Genomic DNA, 17,257 nt, shown 5'->3' with positions numbered 1-17,257 from the left:
AGTGTCGTTCAGTGATAGAAGTCACAGCGAATCATCAACAAAATCATGCGCACACTACTGTTTTAAGAAATCTAGTGGATGGTCTATTATTTGAAGATGTCTTTGGTCTTTTGACAAAAAGTGAAGCATTGCAAATCGCTTCAGATACGCTATTGAAATATGGCAATGAAGATAAGGCGCTCTATATACCTGTTTATCATAGTGGTTTAAATATTTATAGATTAAAAGGAACGACCGTCTTTGTAAAAGACAATGACGAACAACATGAAATAAATGCTTTAGCGTTATGGGACACACTAGTTGAAATGAATGCACCGTCGAGCCGTGAATTGAATACAGCACGTTTTCGAGAAGGGCTTGAAGTTGCGATGGATCAGTTAACAGCCCAATTAGAAGGATTAACCTTATCAGAACATCCTTTTATCAAATCAGAACAGATTGCGAGCTTAAAGGATCGTCCATTTCATCCTTTAGCTAAAGAAAAACGTGGTTTAGTTACAGCAGATTATCAACAATATCAACCAGAATATTTTAAAACGTTCTCTTTAAAAACGGTTGCGATACATCGTGATTACATTCTTAAGAGTGAGTATTTAAACGAAAGTTTATTCAATGAAGCCTTAGCAATTGAAGACGAGGGCACATTAGCACACACGCTTGAGGCGGCAAGCTTATCTTCAGAGTCGTATATGGTATTTCCTGTACATCCTTGGCAAATGACACATGTGATTCCCGAAATGTTTCAAGCAGAAATCGCAGCGCACATCATTGTGCCACTAGATTATGAGTTTGGCGCGTTTTTGCCATCATCATCTATGCGTTCGCTCATTGATATTCATCGCCCGTTTCAACATATTAAAGTACCGTTTTCAATGCAGTCGTTAGGTGCACTGAGATTAACACCGACACGCTACTTATTAAATGGTGAAAAGGCAGAACAATTATTAAGTGAAATTATAGCTCAAGACAGCACTTTAGAAAATAAGGTAGCGCTGTGTAATGAAAAACAGTGGCTATCGTTTATTAATGCAGACAAAGATATATTCCAAGATCAAATAGGCCATCTGACAACACAGATTAGAAGTTATCCTAAGCAAGTGACAGCGTCATCGTCACAACTCGTATCGATGGTCGCATTAGCGGCCCATGATGCCACATTATATGAAGATATTCTAGGCATAGCGCAGGCTCAAATGAAGAGTCAGCAATTAGAATCATTATTTGATGAGATGATAGACCAATTTCTTCATATTATGCTCAAATTTATGAAAAATGGTGTCTTACCAGAAGTGCATGGACAAAATATTTTGATTTTATTTAAAGAAGGGCACGTGGATCAATTCATATTGAGAGATCACGATACAGTACGTATTTATCCACAGTGGATGCATGAAAATAACATTGATATGCCACAATATGCGATAAGCAAAAATTCTCCGAATACGTTAATTAATGAAGATATAGAAACGTTTTTTACATATTTTCAAACATTAGCAGTATCAGTGAATTTGTATGCAATTGTAGATATGATGCATCACGTTTTTGGATTGGATGAAATCGTGTTAATGAATAAAATAAAAGCATCACTTTCAAAGCATGTGCAACAGATGGATTGTTCGGAAGCGGATAAAGCACAAGTGCAACATATTTTATTCGAGAAACAAACATGGCCTTTTAAACGCGTACTTTTACCACTTTTACATCAACAAGAATCAGGTGGCGGTAGTATGCCATCCAGTATTGGGACGATACCAAACCCCATGATGCGTCATGAACAGTGAAGCGATTTGGTATAGGAACTTTCGCATCTTATGGTTGAGCCAGTTTATTTCGATAGCCGGACTGACTGTACTCGTTCCTTTGTTGCCAATCTATATTGCATCGCTCAAGAATTTATCTGTTACAGAAATTCAAATGTGGAGTGGAGTTGCGATTGCGGCGCCCGCTATCACAACGATGATTTCATCACCGTTGTGGGGCAAACTTGGCGATAGAATCAGCCGGAAATGGATGGTACTCCGTGCATTATTAGGTTTAGCAGTTTGTTTATTATTGATGTCACTCTGTACGACGCCACTGCAGTTTGTGTTAGTCAGATTGTTACAAGGATTATTTGGCGGTGTTGTAGATGCTTCTAATGCATTTGCGACGAGTGAAGCACCGGAAAAAATGCGTGGTAAAGTACTTGGGAAATTGCAAAGTTCTATTAGTGCGGGTTCTCTCGTGGGACCACTTATCGGAGGCGTTGCAGCAAGTATTGTTGGATTTCAATCGTTGCTGTTAGTGATTGCTATTTTGACATTTATTGTCTGTGCAGTAGGCATTAAGTTACTTATAGAAACCACACATCAGTATAACCGTAGCGAAGCAGAACCTATGCGTTGTAGTGTAAGACAATCATTTAAATGTTTACTGTGTTCTCAAGTGACATGTCGCTTCATTATCGTTGGTATGCTTGCTAATCTTGCGATGTATGGCATGATGACTGCGCTCGCCCCTTTAACAACTGGCGCCAACCAGACATTTTTAGATGATAAAGCGGCGGTAGGTCTTGTTCAATCTGCATTTTGGACTGCCTCTATTTTAAGTGCCCCATTATGGGGAAGCTTAAATGATAAAAACTATGTCAAATATGTCTATTTAATCACTGCACTCATTTGTGGCTTAAGTGTCATATTTCAAGGTCTGTCGAGCACACTGTGGATGCTAATCATCTTTAGAGTGATACAAGGATTCACGTATAGTGCATTAATTCAAAGTGTGATGTATGTCGTTGTTAAAGCATGTCACCAAGATTTAAAAGGCACCTTCGTTGGTTCCACTAACAGCATGTTAGTTATAGGACAAGTTGCCGGCAGTATGCTAGGCGCTGTGATTACAAGTAGCTATAACCCTACGATTACATTTATCGTGATGGGCGGCATATTTATAAGCAGTTGTGTTGTCTTATTATCATCGCAATTAAACGCTGTGAAAGATTATAAATTAACAATGAATGTATGGGAGTTGAATAATAAACGTGCAAAGTAATCAGAATATGGAAATAGCTGAACATGCGGCTGTAGAACGTATATTGAATGTATATTTTAGAGAACAAAATTTGTACAATGCGCAACCAGAGCAGAACATGTGGTTCATCACGCTCTGGCCATCTAAAACGTTAATAGGTAAATTTAATTATTGGTCAGAAATGGGTCATCACTCATACCACCCAGTGATGTGTGCACAAGACAATGGCACATCTTCACAGTTAGCACCAATGGAAGTGATTGAACACTTGTTTGAGATGCTCGCGCAACAAACTGAAGATGAAGAGACAAGCGAATTAAGAGCAATACTACACAATATTTACCTAGATATTAACAATAGTGTAAAACGCACCGCACTCTATTTAACACGTGCGCAACAACAACAAACTGAAGATGAGTATATTATTTCGGAACAATCCCTTTATTTGGGTCACCCGTTTCATCCAACTCCCAAGAGTTCAGTCGGATTTAGCGAAGGAGATTTATTGAATTATGCACCAGAGTGCCAGACACAATTTCAACTGTATTATATACAAGTTGAGCGTTCTATCATGCTTGAACGATATGTGGAAGGCAGAGCCGCCGCAGTAAATGAATTGGCATTACAGTTGGCACAGTTAGATACTGATGACATAGAAGCCGGTTATACATTATTACCTGTGCACCCATATCAAATAGCTGTATTAAAAGACAACGCTAAGTTTAAACAATGGATGGATGACGGCTTTATTAAAGATATCGGTATCAGCGGACATTACGTCTATCCGACGTCTTCTGTTCGCACGGTATTTTCAAAAGAGCTTAACGTTTACCTGAAATTACCGATATATGTCAAAATCACAAACTTCGTAAGAACGAATGATCATGAACAAGTAGAACGTACAATTGATGCCGCAAGTGTCATCGCATCGATAAAACCAGATTATGAAACAAAGCATTTTAAGCTGATGTTCGAAGAAGGTTATCGTGCATTGAAAGATTCGCCTGAAGCGGGCGCTTTCGATTTATTAGCAAACACCGCAATGATTGTGCGTGAAGGTATTGAAGATTATCACTCGGAGAAACAAATTCACGTGTTAGCAAGTCTATTTGAAACCATGCCACATGAGCCGGATTCTATGTTAGGAGAGATGATTACTCAAAGCGGCTTGTCGGATGAGGAATGGTTAAGTGCATACTTAGACATCACCTTATATCCAATGCTTGAATTATTATCTGAAACTGGCATTAGTCTAGAAGGTCATGTACAAAATACTTTGATTGAATTTAAAGATGGCCATCCGCAAGTGTGTTATGTCAGAGATTTGGAAGGCGTATGCATCGCAGAAGATATCGCAAAGCGTGCGCAAATTATTCCAAATATAATACAAAGCGAAAGTCCAGTTGTCTACAGTAATGAAGCGGCGTGGCATCGTTTTAAATACTACATTATTGTAAATCATTTGGGGCATTTGGTGGCTACAATGGGCAAACGCGTTGGTAGTGAAACGACATTATGGCAAACGGTTCGCAATAAATTATTGGATTGGTCTCAAGACGCAAGTATATCAACACAAATGAAAGTCTATGTGGATGACCTATACGAAAGTCCAACATTTTCAGCAAAAGCAAACTTTTTGAGCAAAATAAAAGCGTGTGGCGATAACCCAATTTATACCAATATACCAAACCCAATGTTTATGGAAGAGGAGGTACGACAACATGATGCACAATATTGAACAACAAGTAAAACACCGCATTATGAATCAACTTGTAACTTCTATTATATATGAAGATGTCGTGCAATATGAGGTGACACAACAAGGTGCTACTACGACAGTAACAATTGAAGCGGAAGACGCAACGTATCGTGCTGAAGTAAGAGAATTAGATAGCTTTCAAAGGTTAGAACTTACATCACCTGTATGGCGAATCACAGGTGAAGGCGATACAGCAGTAACGATTGATTACGCCACAATGTTACGAGAAGTCATCTATACATTTGATAAAAATAGTGAAAAAGTAGAGGCGTTTATCAATGAATTACTACAAACGGAACTGAAAGATACACAAGCCATGCGATATAAAGAGATGACTGCGGGTAGTGTTAAATTAACGTTCGATGCAATTGAATCTTATGCGATGGAAGGTCATCCGTATCACCCAAGTTATAAATCACGTCTCGGCTTTACCCTTGTAGATAATTTGGAATATGGTCCTGATTTTCAGCCGACATTTACATTGAAATGGCTCGCAATTCCAAAACAATATATTGAACAGACTGTCTCTCAAAATATTGAATCGCAAGAATTATTTCAACAACAATTAGGTAATGAAGTTGTGCAGCAGTTTAAAGAAGTGCTTATAGCATTAGATAAATCATTAGCGGACTATGAATGGTTGCCTGTACATCCTTGGCAATTTGATCACATTATTGCGAATGAACTTGCTGAACAATGGATTAATGGTGAAATTATATTATTAGGTGAATCGGAAGAATACTATACACCACAACAATCGATTCGTACATTATCACCTGTGGACACGTCTAAATATTATATTAAAGTGCCCTTAAGTATTACGAATACATCCACTAAACGTGTATTAGCGCCACATACGATTGAAAATGCGACGCAGATTACAGATTGGTTAAAGCATATTCATGAACAAGACAGCTATCTAAATAAAGAATTAAAAACGGTCTTCTTAGGTGAAATATTAGGAATGTCTTATATTAATGATAATTTAGCTGAATCAAAGCGTGAAGCCATTTATGGTTCAGTATCTGTCATATGGCGAGAGAACTTACACAGTTACTTAACTGAAACAGAAGATGCGATACCATTTAATGCGATTTATAGTTTAGACCAACAACAGAATCCAATTATTCAACAATGGATTGCACAATATGGCGTAGCGACTTGGGTTAAACAATTTATCAAAGTCGCAGTGCAACCGATTATCCATATGCTTTATTACCATGGGATTGCACTTGAATCACATGCGCAAAATATGATGCTCATTCATGAAGACGGTTGGCCAACGCGTGTAGCAATTAAAGATTTTCATGATGGTGTGCGTTTTAAACGTGGATTACTAAGTATAGAAGCACAAAACCCTCAATTAAAAGATACACCAGAAGAACATAAGAAAATTAATCGTAATTCATTTATCGAAACAGAAGATGTGGAACTCGTTAGAGACTTTGCTCTAGATGCATTTTTCTTTATTAATATTTCTGAAATCATTATGTTCTTTGAACGTCACTACAATTTGAGTGAACGTCAACAATGGATGTATGTATACGATGAAATCGAGCAGTATCGTCAAACCCATCCTGACCTGCCTAATTATGAGCATTTTGATCTATTTGAAAAAACGATACAAGTAGAAAAATTAACAACAAGAAGATTATTAGAGGATACAGAAATAAGAATCCATCACGTAAGTAACCCGTTAGGAGTGATTCATCATGATGACGTTATCCCTCAAAGATAAATTGGCACAAGACACTGAAGTCTATGGCATTTTCAATTCGATTCCGAACCCACTTGTTATTGAAATCATTGCGGCAAGTGGTTATGATTTTGTAATTATAGATACTGAACATGCTGCCATTAATGATGAAACGTTAGAACATTTAATTCGTGCAGCTGAATCAGCGCAAATCACACCAATTGTCAGGGTCACTCAAGTCATTGAGCGAGATATTATCAAAGTGTTGGACATGGGCGCAAGAGGTATTATTATCCCTCATGTTAAAGATAAAGCGACCGTAGAACATATTGTGGAATTAAGTCGTTATTATCCTCAAGGTATGCGCAGTTTAAATGGTGGACGCATGGCCAAGTTTGGTGAAATTCCATTAACAAATTATATGGCAGATGCGAACAATAAAATTATTGTCATGGCGATGATTGAAGATCAAGAGGGCATCAGTGCGATAGAAGACATTGTACAAGTTGACGGCTTAGACATGATTATTGAAGGTGTTGCCGATTTATCTCAGTCGTTTGGCATGCCATGGGAAACAAGCAGTGAAGTCATACAATCAGCATTACGTTACATGCATGACGTGACAAGTGATTACAATAAACACTTTTGTGCATTACCAAGAAATAAAGAACAACAAGATATATGGGCACAACGTGGTGTTAATACGTTTGTACTCGGAGACGATCGTGGCAAAATCTACCGTAATTTAAAATCAGAATTAACCTCATTTAAAGGAGGGGCAAAACGTGACACAAATATTCGACAAAATTAAAGAAATCAAGCAAAGTGGCACTCCTGTTTGTCATTATATATATGATTTAAACGCATTACGTCAACATGTGCACAAAATCGTTTCGTCCTTACCAGAGAACTGTGAGATGTATTATGCGATGAAAGCCAATAGTGAAGAAGACATTTTAGCGATGATGAGTGAATCTGTTGCTGGATTTGAAGTAGCATCTCAAGGTGAAATACAAAAAGGTTTAGCACATAAAAAAGCGAACCGCATTATTTTTGGTGGTCCAGGCAAAACAGATGAAGAATTAGCATTTGCCATAGATAAAGGCATTCAACGCGTTCACGTAGAAAGTATATACGAGTTAAAAAGGTTAAATGCTATCCTTGATACCAAAAATGAACAGATGGATGTCTTATTACGTGTGAATTTATCAGGACCCTTTCCAAACGCGACGCTACACATGGCGGGACGACCAACCCAATTTGGTATATCAGAAAATGAAGTCGAACAAGCAATCAAACTTGCACTTGAACTACCGCATATCAACTTAGAAGGATTTCATTTTCATTCTATTTCAAATAACTTAGATGCGCCGTTACATCTAGATGTTATGCGACTCTATTTTCATAAAGCCAAAGTGTGGGCAGAGGCCTTTCAATTTCCACTGAAACATATCAACATCGGTGGAGGTATTGGAGTCAATTACGCAGATTTAAATCAACAATTCGAATGGCAACAATTTGTTGAAGGCTTTCAAGACGTGATTAATGAAGAAGCGATGAATGATGTTACGTTGAACTTTGAGTGTGGCCGTTACTTAGTTGCGCATATCGGTTACTATGCGACTGAAGTCATTGATATCAAGCAAGTGCATCATGCGTATTACGCTATTTTAAAAGGGGGCACGCAACAATTTAGACTACCAGTGTCATGGCAACACAATCATCCTTTTGAAATATGTCATATTGATCATAATCCCTATCGCTTTGAACGCATGGAAGTCGCTAATGAAAAGGTGACATTCGTCGGTCAACTCTGCACGCCGAAAGATGTTTTCTCAAAAGAAACACCAGTAAAATCTGTAAGAACTGGGGATGTCGTAATATTTAATTACGCTGGCGCTTATGGTTGGTCTATTTCTCACCATGATTTTTTAAGTCATCCACATCCGACATTTATCTATTTATCTGATCAATAAGGAGGACTAAAATGGAACAAATGTATAATGCATTAAAACTTGTACCAGTGGAACATATAGACTTACATGAAACATTTGAGCCGAAGCGTTTAGAAAAGACAAAGCAAAGTATTGAAGCGGAACAAATTATGAGACATCCAGTATTAGTTACACAAACACAATCAGGTAGATATATGGTCATTGACGGTGTGCATCGTTTCACGAGTCTCAAGGCACTTGGATGCCGCGTTGTACCAGTTCAAGATATTAATGAGACACAATATTCCATTAGTACATGGAATCATAAAGTGCCTGTTGGTCAGTGGTGGGAAAATTTACGACAAGATGATAGTTTGCCATGGACGACAGAAATTAAAAATACCATGCCATTTATTACAATGTGCAAAGGCTATGACGAACAATATTTATATGTAGAAGATTTAGGAGAACAGAAATTAGAAGCGTGGGCAAAGGTTGTTACCAGTTATAGTCAAACCTATGATGTGGAACGTATGGCACAGAGTGATAATACTTGTGTATCTAACCAACATATTTTGATGAAATATCAGTCGCTTGGTTTTCAAGAAATCGAAACAATCGTTAATAGAGGAGAAACTGTCCCAACCGGTGTCACACGTTTTAATATTTCTGGTCGCTGTCTTAACTTACAAGTGCCGTTAGCAATTTTAAAAGAACAAAATGAGCTAAATAGAGATGTAAAATGGAATAAATTCTTAGAGAAAAAAATGGATAGCGTACGTTGTTACTCTGAAAAAGTCTATTTAGTTGAGCAATGACGTCTTAATTATAAATAGAAAAACAGCCTGGGACATAGAACATGTCTCAGGATCATTTTTATATTGGCAGTGGCTGACTGAATTGAAAATGCGCTTATATCAAGCTTTTTTTAGTTCTAGTCAGCTGTGCCGGGGTGGGACGACGAAATTTTATTAGAAAAATTAGATTTCTGTCCCACTCCCCATTCTGTCGACAAAGTCTTATGATTTTGTCGATTTTTTGTACCTATTTAGTTTTTTCATCTTTACGGGCCTGTTTTAAATCAATTTGAGCTAATAGTGGATCATGATCACTCGCACGGCCTGACATATCAGTGAAATCACTGTTTACATGAATTGGATCTAATTCTGTATGGTTTTTCAAATTATTTGAAACGAATATATGATCGAGTGCTTGTGAATTACCTTGATAGTTGTATGAATAACGTTCGCTTTCAGGTAAATCATAAATCATATTGCTCATATTAAAGCTTTCAAATGTTTTTAACGGTTTTGACCATTGGAAATCATTATAATCGCCAACGGATACGATATTGGCATTAGGGTTGTCTTTTTGGACTTGTTCTACAAAGTGTCCAACTGATTTGGCAATTTCAACACGCTGATTTTCACTTTCTAATACTGGAGGTTGTTGACTACCGAATAGTGGTGTATCACCATTTTTAGAGTTCCAATGATTCGCTAATACAATGACTTGTTCTCCATGAAATTTAAATTGAGCGACCAATGGTTTTCTAGAATCATCAAAGGCCGGATTATTCGGGTCGATGCGACCTGGATTTAATGTTAAGTCGCCATCTTTATATGATACTGCTGTGTCTGCATCTCCAGATTCAATAGATTTATCAAATTGAACACGTTTAGGATTATATAAGAAACCAACACGGATATTCGCATCAGGCTGTCCGCCGTCTTCATTCATTGAAGGATCGATATTTAAATATTTATACTTTGGTCCACCGAGCTTCTTCAATATCTTTAATTAAACGTTCGTAAGATTTATTAGCTTCTGGTCCGCCTTCTTTTGGACCGTCATTATCTTGTACTTCAGTCACGCCGATAATATCAGGGTTCTTCATATGTTCTGTGATACCATTCGCAATTTTATCCGCTTTATCCTCTGTTGTAGATGATGAATTGTTAGAGAAATTTTCTAAATTATAAGATGCAACATTGAGCTTTTGATTACTCGGTTCAATGGAAGTTGGTTGTGGCTCAGTGTCACCCTCGACATGTGCTTGTTTCATGTCATCTAAATCTACATTTAATTTGTAGTTTTGGAATCCATAATTCACATGACCAATAATTGGACCTTTAAATTTATCGCCTGTTGCTACATCAAAATCACGTGCTTTATGATTATCATACATTTTAAAAGGAATACGTTCACCATGCTGATCATTTTCTTTTAAACGTACACCGCCATTGTCCGTTTCAGTCGGTTGGTCGTCTAAAACAGTGAAAAGGTCACCGTGTTCTTGTGGGCCAACACTTCTGACGTCGCCAACTTCAACACGCATGCCTTCTAGCGATTCCCAGTAGTCAATTGCGTATTGCTCACGATCAAAGGTCTGAAAGTTATCATTTGCAGAAATTTTACTTGGTACTTTTTCAATCACATAGGGCTCAGGCAATTGTTGGTTACTTTCTTCAATAGCCACGTTGCCACCTTTATCGTCACGTGCATTAATTTGAGTTACTGGTAAGTCTGTTTCCTGTTTATCATCATAACCATCAATATAATATTCATCAACAGTGCCTGTAACGTTAACTAAGTCACCTTTTTGAGCGTCATAATTTTGATTACCCGTATAAATGATAAGACCCTCAGATGTATTCGGGTTATTATCCTGTTTATCGTCAGGTGTTTCAATATGTAAGTACTTGCCACCATTTAATTCATATTGATATGTGACAATCCCTTTTATGTTGTTCACTTTTTTACCATCGTAAGGTGATTGATGACCTTCGCCTTGGATATCGTGAATTTCTATACTTTTTGTCGAACTATCTTTTGTATCTTGCGCATCTTTCTCTGTTGTTGTTGCGTGAAGTGTAGTAGGTGCTATGACAGTAGTTGCTAATGCCATAGACGTGATAAATGACCAAGTTAATTTCTTCAAAACCATTCCCCTTTAAATTTCAAATTTAATTATATTGTAACAAAGCTAATTCAAAGGAATTGTTAAGCTAAGGTAAATTAATATTAAGTTTGGTTTATGGTAGTGGAAATAAAAGTGAATAAATTGGTTTTTTTAAATATACCTAAATAAAATTAAATAGTAATTTGAAATTTACAAAATCCATATAGCATTAACTTTAAATTAATACTACATTGCTAGAATAGTGAATGAAACATTAAAAATTCCTATTGGGGGGTACGTGTGATGGCATATAAGTATCGTTCTATTGCTGTAAGTACTGTAATGAGTCTAGCTATAGTATTTACTACAGTTTCAGCACCAACAGCTGATGCAAGTGGTTCAGGTAGTGCAACAGAAGGCGAAAAAAACGGTGATATTGAATTACTGGATAAAAAACCTAAAGTAGCTGAGGTTCCAGAGAACAACAATCCTAACCGTGTAATTACAAATTTTAAAGGTGACACTAAATCGGAAATGGGTTTTAGTTGGTATACCACAGACAAATTTAAAGATTCTAAAGTATGGGTTTCAGAATCTAAAGATTTTTCAGACGCAAAATCATTTGATGCTAAACCTAAAAAAGTAGACTCTAAGTATCTTGAGAGGGATAAAGAGGGCAATATCATCTATAAAGATGTAGCCAAAGATGATGAAGGCGAACCTATTGAAAAAAATGGCAAACCTAAAGTAAATGGTTTTTATACCGATGAAAATGCAGGTGGCCCTGAATGGACGAGCGGCGACAAGCATGGTAAAACAGATTTAATCAAAGAAAAAGAATATACATACAAAGCACAAGCTAAAGATTTAAAACCGAATACACAATATTACTACAAAGTGGGTAGTGAAAGTGGGAAGAAAAGTGAAATAGGTAAGTTCAAGACTTCCGGTGATAAAGGCGATCCATTTAGCTTTGTACAATACACAGATACGCAAAATGCTTTTTGGAATGAGAATGTAAGAAATGAAGCAGCATTTGGTGCTGATACATTGAAAAATGCAATTCAAACAGCAGGCGATCCTAACTTCGCACTACATACAGGGGACTTTGTAGAAACTGCTGAAGTTGAAGATGAATGGAAAGATTTATATAAACAATCTAGACCATCATTTATGTCTTTACCAGTTGCCTCAGCACCAGGTAACCATGATGAGTATGCATTAAACGAAGAAGACGAAAAATTATTGAATAAATTCAATGAGCACATGAACGTACCAAAAGAAAATGACGCTGTTAATGGCGGTTCGTACTATTCATTTGATTATAATGGGGCACACATGGTAGTAGCGAATACAAACGACAATAAGAAATCAAAAGACAATCCAGATGAAAAAGCCATTGGTGATGAACAGATGGAATGGATTAAGAAAGATATTAAACAGGCGCGAGACAATGGGGCAAAATGGGTTGTTTTAAACTTACACAAACCAATGTATTCTAAATCATATCATGCACTTTCAGATGAAGATGTGAAGAAAGTAAGAGATGAATTAACAAAAGAAATTGATGACCTTGACGTTGACTTAGTATTACAAGGTCACGACCACGTGTTATCACGTACACATCCTCTAGAACACACATCAACGAAAAATAGTTTTGTGAATGCGAAGAAAGAAGATACGGAACAATTCGTTGGCGAAGATGGCGTGAAATATTATGACGACCCAGAAGGTTCAGTCTATGTATTACCTAACACTGGTGGTACGAAAGAATATGACAGTATTTATGACCGTTCATTAGAGCACATTAAAAAGGTTAGACCAGAATTAAGTCTGGTTAACTCAGAAAGATTTAGATCATTACAATAGTTTATTCAAACTAGGTGCGCAACCACAAGAAACAGACGCATTTAAAGATAAACACGAAAATAACAGAGATTCATCAGCTCAAAACTTCTCAGTATATGAAGTTGAAGGCGATCAATTGAAAGTTAAAATTTATCAACTACGCGGTGACATCAGTAAAGGTGAGCAACGTAGCGTAGAACTAGTAGATGAATTTGGTATTCAAAAAGATTAAATATAATTAAAACTGATACCTAAGCTGTAATTTATTTTATAGCTTAGGTATATCGGTTTTCCTTTGAAAAAGGAGACTTTGTTTTATGAAACAATATATTAAAGCATTATCAATGATATCCATTTGTACAGCGTTACTTATGGGTTGTAGTAATGAAGAAACTGAGACAAATAATCATTCTGGAAAAGAAGCAGTAGCGCAAGAGTCCAGTAAAGAAGAAACATCACATAAAACTCAAATTTCTGATGAAGAGCAGAAGAAAATAAAAGAAGAAATGATAGATTGGTTAGCTGAAGATAAAAAAGAAGACGGTAAGGCAGTCTCCAATCGTTATTTTAGTACAAGTAGTATTTCTGATGGTGATTGGTATGCGGGTACGGAAAAGGGAGAAATTCAAATCAATAATACAGGCAAACCTGGGCCTGAAGCATTCGATTTGCATGCTGTTACTGGTGCCGTTATATACACACCTAAAGATGGCGAGGTAGGCTTTGATAAAGAAGCGGAAGATCTTTCTAATGTAGAAGGTTATAAGGAAGTTGCAGACTTAAGTAAACCAGTGACAAAATACATTTTCACAGAAGAGGGCAAGGTCTATGAATACCAATTTGAAGGTAAGGAAGATGTGACTTTAGCATCAGGATTTGCACCGAAAGACCATACTGGTAAAGATCCCAACCTACGCCCAGATCAACAATTTAAAGAAACCGAAAACAAAGCGTTGAGTAAGTTTTATAAAGAATTGGTTGAAGAATATAAATAATATATCAAAAAGAGCTGGAATTTTAAAATTCCAGCTCTTTTTGATGAGTCTAAAATAATTAATAAGATAATAATATTTTATGTAAAAATTATTATTTGAAGCAATATAATGAATTGTTAAGTTGGAGCTATTCATTATAAAATGATAACTTTAAAATGAATATTAAATAATTATCATTTTTGTATTGTTCTAATTTAATAAGGCTATAAATGAATGCCAATATAAATAAAGATATATTAAAAAAGATCACTAAAAGATGTGAATTAGGGATATAATAACTTACAATAGTATTGTATATACATTTTATGACAATCACTTCAATAAAGATAAAAAGGGGTTAATAAATATGAGCTTTGCAAATGATAAATATGAGTTACATAAAGTGGCAATTGATAAACATAAAAATAGCGGTTTAACATGGGATGAGATACTAAATTTAGAATTTTTAAATGATGATACTAAAAGTAAAACGAATTTTTTGGAAACACTTGCGTTAGCTAGTGGACAAGAGCCAATTACCATTGAAGAGTGGGAACTACTTGTTATTTATTTGAAAAACTTAGATAGAAAAGTAGAGTTAAATAAGCTCGGAAGAAAAATAAAAAACAATGCAAAAATAGCGTCAGATAAGTATTCTGCATGGCAACTTTATAAAAGAAATTTAAATGATAAAGGTTTTTCTAGCAAATCTATTGATGAAATTGAAAGATCCTCTATAAATATATTGCAAAGTTTATCTACTGATACTAAAGAAGATAGGCCGATTAAAGGACTTGTTGTTGGTAATGTTCAATCGGGGAAAACAGCCAATATGGCGGGATTGATGGCAATGGCAGCTGATAATGGTTTTAACTACTTTATTGTGCTTTCTGGTGTTATTGAAAACTTACGTAAACAAACTGCTAATAGATTGTTTGATGACATGAATGCATATGGAAGTGGTAAGTGGAACTGGAGGCACATTGATAATCCTAAAGTTAGATCAACTATGCCAGAACATAAAATTAGCAATTTCAACTTATCACCTAAAAGTAGAGATAGGTACTTTACAGTATCTTTAAAAAATAAAAGTCGTTTAAAAGAATTATCTAAATGGTTGCTACTAGATATGAATAAATCGCGACAATTGAAAATTTTAATTATTGATGATGAAGCAGATCAAGCGAGTATAAATACTAAAGATACAAATGACGGAGAATATACTGCAATTAATGAATTGATTCGAAATTTAGTGAATAATAATAATTTTTCTGGGATGAATTACATTTCATATACGGCAACACCATATGCTAACGTATTAAATGAAACTTCAGAAGATTCACTATATCCTAGAGATTTTATATCTTTATTAGAACCATCAGAAGATTATATAGGTCCAAGACAGTTATTTGGCATGGAAGAGCCAGAGAAAAGTCCAGGTTTGGATATAGTACTGCAAATAAATGAAAGGGATGCAGAAATAGTACGTGAGATCCAAAAGGGTGAATTTAATCAACCACTTCCGATAAGTTTTACTGAGTCCATTCAATGGTTTTTAATCACTGTAGCTTGTATGAGAAAGTTACGATATAGAAAACCTATTAGTATGTTAGTGCATACTAGTTTTAAAATAGACCACCATAATATAATCGCTGATAAGATCAAGCAGTACTTAATTCATATGAAGGATAACTCTGAAGATATATTAGGCAACATGAAAGACTTGTATGAAAGAGAAAAATACACACTTACTTTTGAACATTTCAAAGAAAATATGAATGGTTATTCAAGTCTCAATAAAGTACCAAATTATCCAGATTGGTCAGATATATCAATAGAACTAAATAAAATTTTTAATTTAAATTCAGATGATTTTGTTTCGCACGTTAATCTAGATGAAAATGATAGCCCAATTTATCATAAAGGAATACATATGGCTATTGATAATAGTAGAGCAAATTCTAAAGACCAACACGTGCGATTAATCTATCCAGAAAAAAATAATATGCCTGAAGAAGCGCCCGCTTTTATTGTTGTTGGTGGGAATACATTATCGCGTGGGTTAACTTTAGAAGGATTAACTACTACTTATTTCTTAAGATCAACAAACCAAGCAGACACTTTGATGCAAATGGGAAGATGGTTTGGATATCGTAAAGGATATGAATTATTTCCACGAGTTTGGATGGATGGTTTAGCACAAGAAAGATTTACCTTTTTGAGTCAAATGAATGAGGAATTGAGAGATGAAATTAGAGATTATGCAGAAAATGGTAATACTCCGTTAGATTATGCACCTAGAATTAAAAACTCACCAAATTATAAATTAATAAGAATTACTGCTAAAAATAAAAGTCAGGCGACAGAACCTTCAGAGTTCGATTTTGCTGGCTTTAATAGCCAGACAGTATATTTTGAAAATGATATTAATATATTGAGGGGTAATATAAATGCTACTGAGAACTTCCTTAATAATTTAGAATCTCCAAGAATTAAAGGTAGTAAGATGGTTTGGAATAATATAGAAACACAGAAAGTTAATGCATTTTTAGAGGAATATAAAGTTTCAGAGGTAGATACAAAAATGTCGACACTTCCCGCACTAATAGAATGGTTAGAAAAAAAGGGTGGAGAATTTGAAAATTGGAATGTTATTTTATCTAGTGTAGGTGATATAAATAATACCCTAGAACAAAATAAAGAATGGAATATTCATGGTTACTCACCTTCTAGTGTTAATCGTTCTAAGTTGAGAGGTAAAAGTAACGGTGAAATTACAAGTATTGGTGTTTTAAGAACTCCTTCAGATCTTTTGGCAGATATAGAAGAAAATATTAAGTTGAATAATGCTAAAGTAGCAGAGGTACAAAAAATTCGTAATAATTATGGGCTTAATAAAGTCCCACAATTAATTATTTACAAAGTTGATAAGGACTCTAAACCTAATCAATCTAGAAGCAAATCAAGGGAACCACTTAACTTTAAAGAAGATATAATTGGGATAAATATTATGATTCCTAGTGTTCAAAATCAAACTAATAAAAATTTGACAACATATATTAAAGCTAATATAGACACTTCAACTAGGATGATAGATGAAGATGAATTTATTGATGATTGGGAGGAAGAATAGAT

9 protein-coding genes and 2 pseudogenes are annotated in these 17,257 nt (G+C 35.5%); 10 read left to right on the top strand and 1 reads right to left on the bottom strand.

The features are described 5' to 3' along the window. Positions 1 to 11 precede the first annotated feature (11 nt). The 7 genes from sbnC to sbnI are packed head-to-tail and all read left to right on the top strand — an operon-like array spanning position 12 to position 9,216. Positions 12 to 1,781, top strand: a complete 1,770-nt coding sequence (gene sbnC / locus ABLV90_RS03680) for a staphyloferrin B biosynthesis protein SbnC (RefSeq protein WP_460872182.1) — start codon at positions 12 to 14, stop codon at positions 1,779 to 1,781. Next, the gene (locus tag ABLV90_RS03675) at positions 1,771 to 3,030 is read left to right on the top strand and encodes an MFS transporter (RefSeq protein ID WP_427705813.1); all 1,260 of its coding nucleotides are present in this window, start codon (positions 1,771 to 1,773) and stop codon (positions 3,028 to 3,030) included. The genes sbnC and ABLV90_RS03675 overlap by 11 nt, the downstream gene beginning before the upstream one ends. Continuing rightward, positions 3,020 to 4,747 (top strand): IucA/IucC family protein, encoded by a 1,728-nt coding sequence (locus tag ABLV90_RS03670; RefSeq protein ID WP_427705815.1) that lies wholly within the window; start codon positions 3,020 to 3,022, stop codon positions 4,745 to 4,747. The genes ABLV90_RS03675 and ABLV90_RS03670 overlap by 11 nt, the downstream gene beginning before the upstream one ends. Beyond that, positions 4,734 to 6,506 (top strand): staphyloferrin B biosynthesis protein SbnF, encoded by a 1,773-nt coding sequence (gene sbnF, locus ABLV90_RS03665; RefSeq protein ID WP_460872852.1) that lies wholly within the window; start codon positions 4,734 to 4,736, stop codon positions 6,504 to 6,506. The genes ABLV90_RS03670 and sbnF overlap by 14 nt, the downstream gene beginning before the upstream one ends. Continuing rightward, positions 6,481 to 7,275, top strand: coding sequence for an HpcH/HpaI aldolase family protein (locus ABLV90_RS03660; protein WP_460872181.1), 795 nt, complete (start codon positions 6,481 to 6,483; stop codon positions 7,273 to 7,275). Before sbnF ends, ABLV90_RS03660 begins: the two co-directional genes overlap by 26 nt. After that, positions 7,250 to 8,440: a type III PLP-dependent enzyme gene (locus tag ABLV90_RS03655; protein WP_460872180.1), complete on the top strand. Its 1,191-nt coding sequence runs from the start codon at positions 7,250 to 7,252 to the stop codon at positions 8,438 to 8,440. Before ABLV90_RS03660 ends, ABLV90_RS03655 begins: the two co-directional genes overlap by 26 nt. Positions 8,441 to 8,451: 11 nt before the next feature. After that, positions 8,452 to 9,216, top strand: coding sequence for a bifunctional transcriptional regulator/O-phospho-L-serine synthase SbnI (sbnI, locus tag ABLV90_RS03650; RefSeq protein ID WP_427705821.1), 765 nt, complete (start codon positions 8,452 to 8,454; stop codon positions 9,214 to 9,216). A gap of 226 nt (positions 9,217 to 9,442) precedes the next feature. Here sbnI and ABLV90_RS03645 read toward each other — a convergent pair. Next, positions 9,443 to 11,345 (bottom strand): annotated as a pseudogene (locus ABLV90_RS03645) (endonuclease/exonuclease/phosphatase family protein). A 258-nt stretch (positions 11,346 to 11,603) separates the two neighbouring features. Between ABLV90_RS03645 and ABLV90_RS03640 the strand changes: the two are divergent. The 3 genes and pseudogenes from ABLV90_RS03640 (at position 11,604) to ABLV90_RS03630 (ending at position 17,255) form a co-directional block, all read left to right on the top strand. Further along, positions 11,604 to 13,380 (top strand): annotated as a pseudogene (locus ABLV90_RS03640) (metallophosphoesterase). 85 nt (positions 13,381 to 13,465) lie between these two features. Beyond that, entirely contained in the window at positions 13,466 to 14,143 is a 678-nt protein-coding gene (locus ABLV90_RS03635; protein ID WP_427705827.1) for a hypothetical protein, read from the top strand. 346 nt (positions 14,144 to 14,489) lie between these two features. After that, complete coding sequence (locus ABLV90_RS03630; RefSeq protein WP_460872179.1) at positions 14,490 to 17,255, top strand: Z1 domain-containing protein; 2,766 nt, start codon at positions 14,490 to 14,492, stop codon at positions 17,253 to 17,255. The last annotated feature ends 2 nt before the right edge of the window (positions 17,256 to 17,257 follow it).

Origin of the sequence: Staphylococcus sp. 2S1 (assembly GCF_046721335.1) — a bacterium.
Classification (GTDB): domain Bacteria; phylum Bacillota; class Bacilli; order Staphylococcales; family Staphylococcaceae; genus Staphylococcus; species Staphylococcus equorum_A.
Note: the sequence above shows the minus strand (reverse complement) of the source record. Positions and strands in the feature narration are given on the sequence as shown.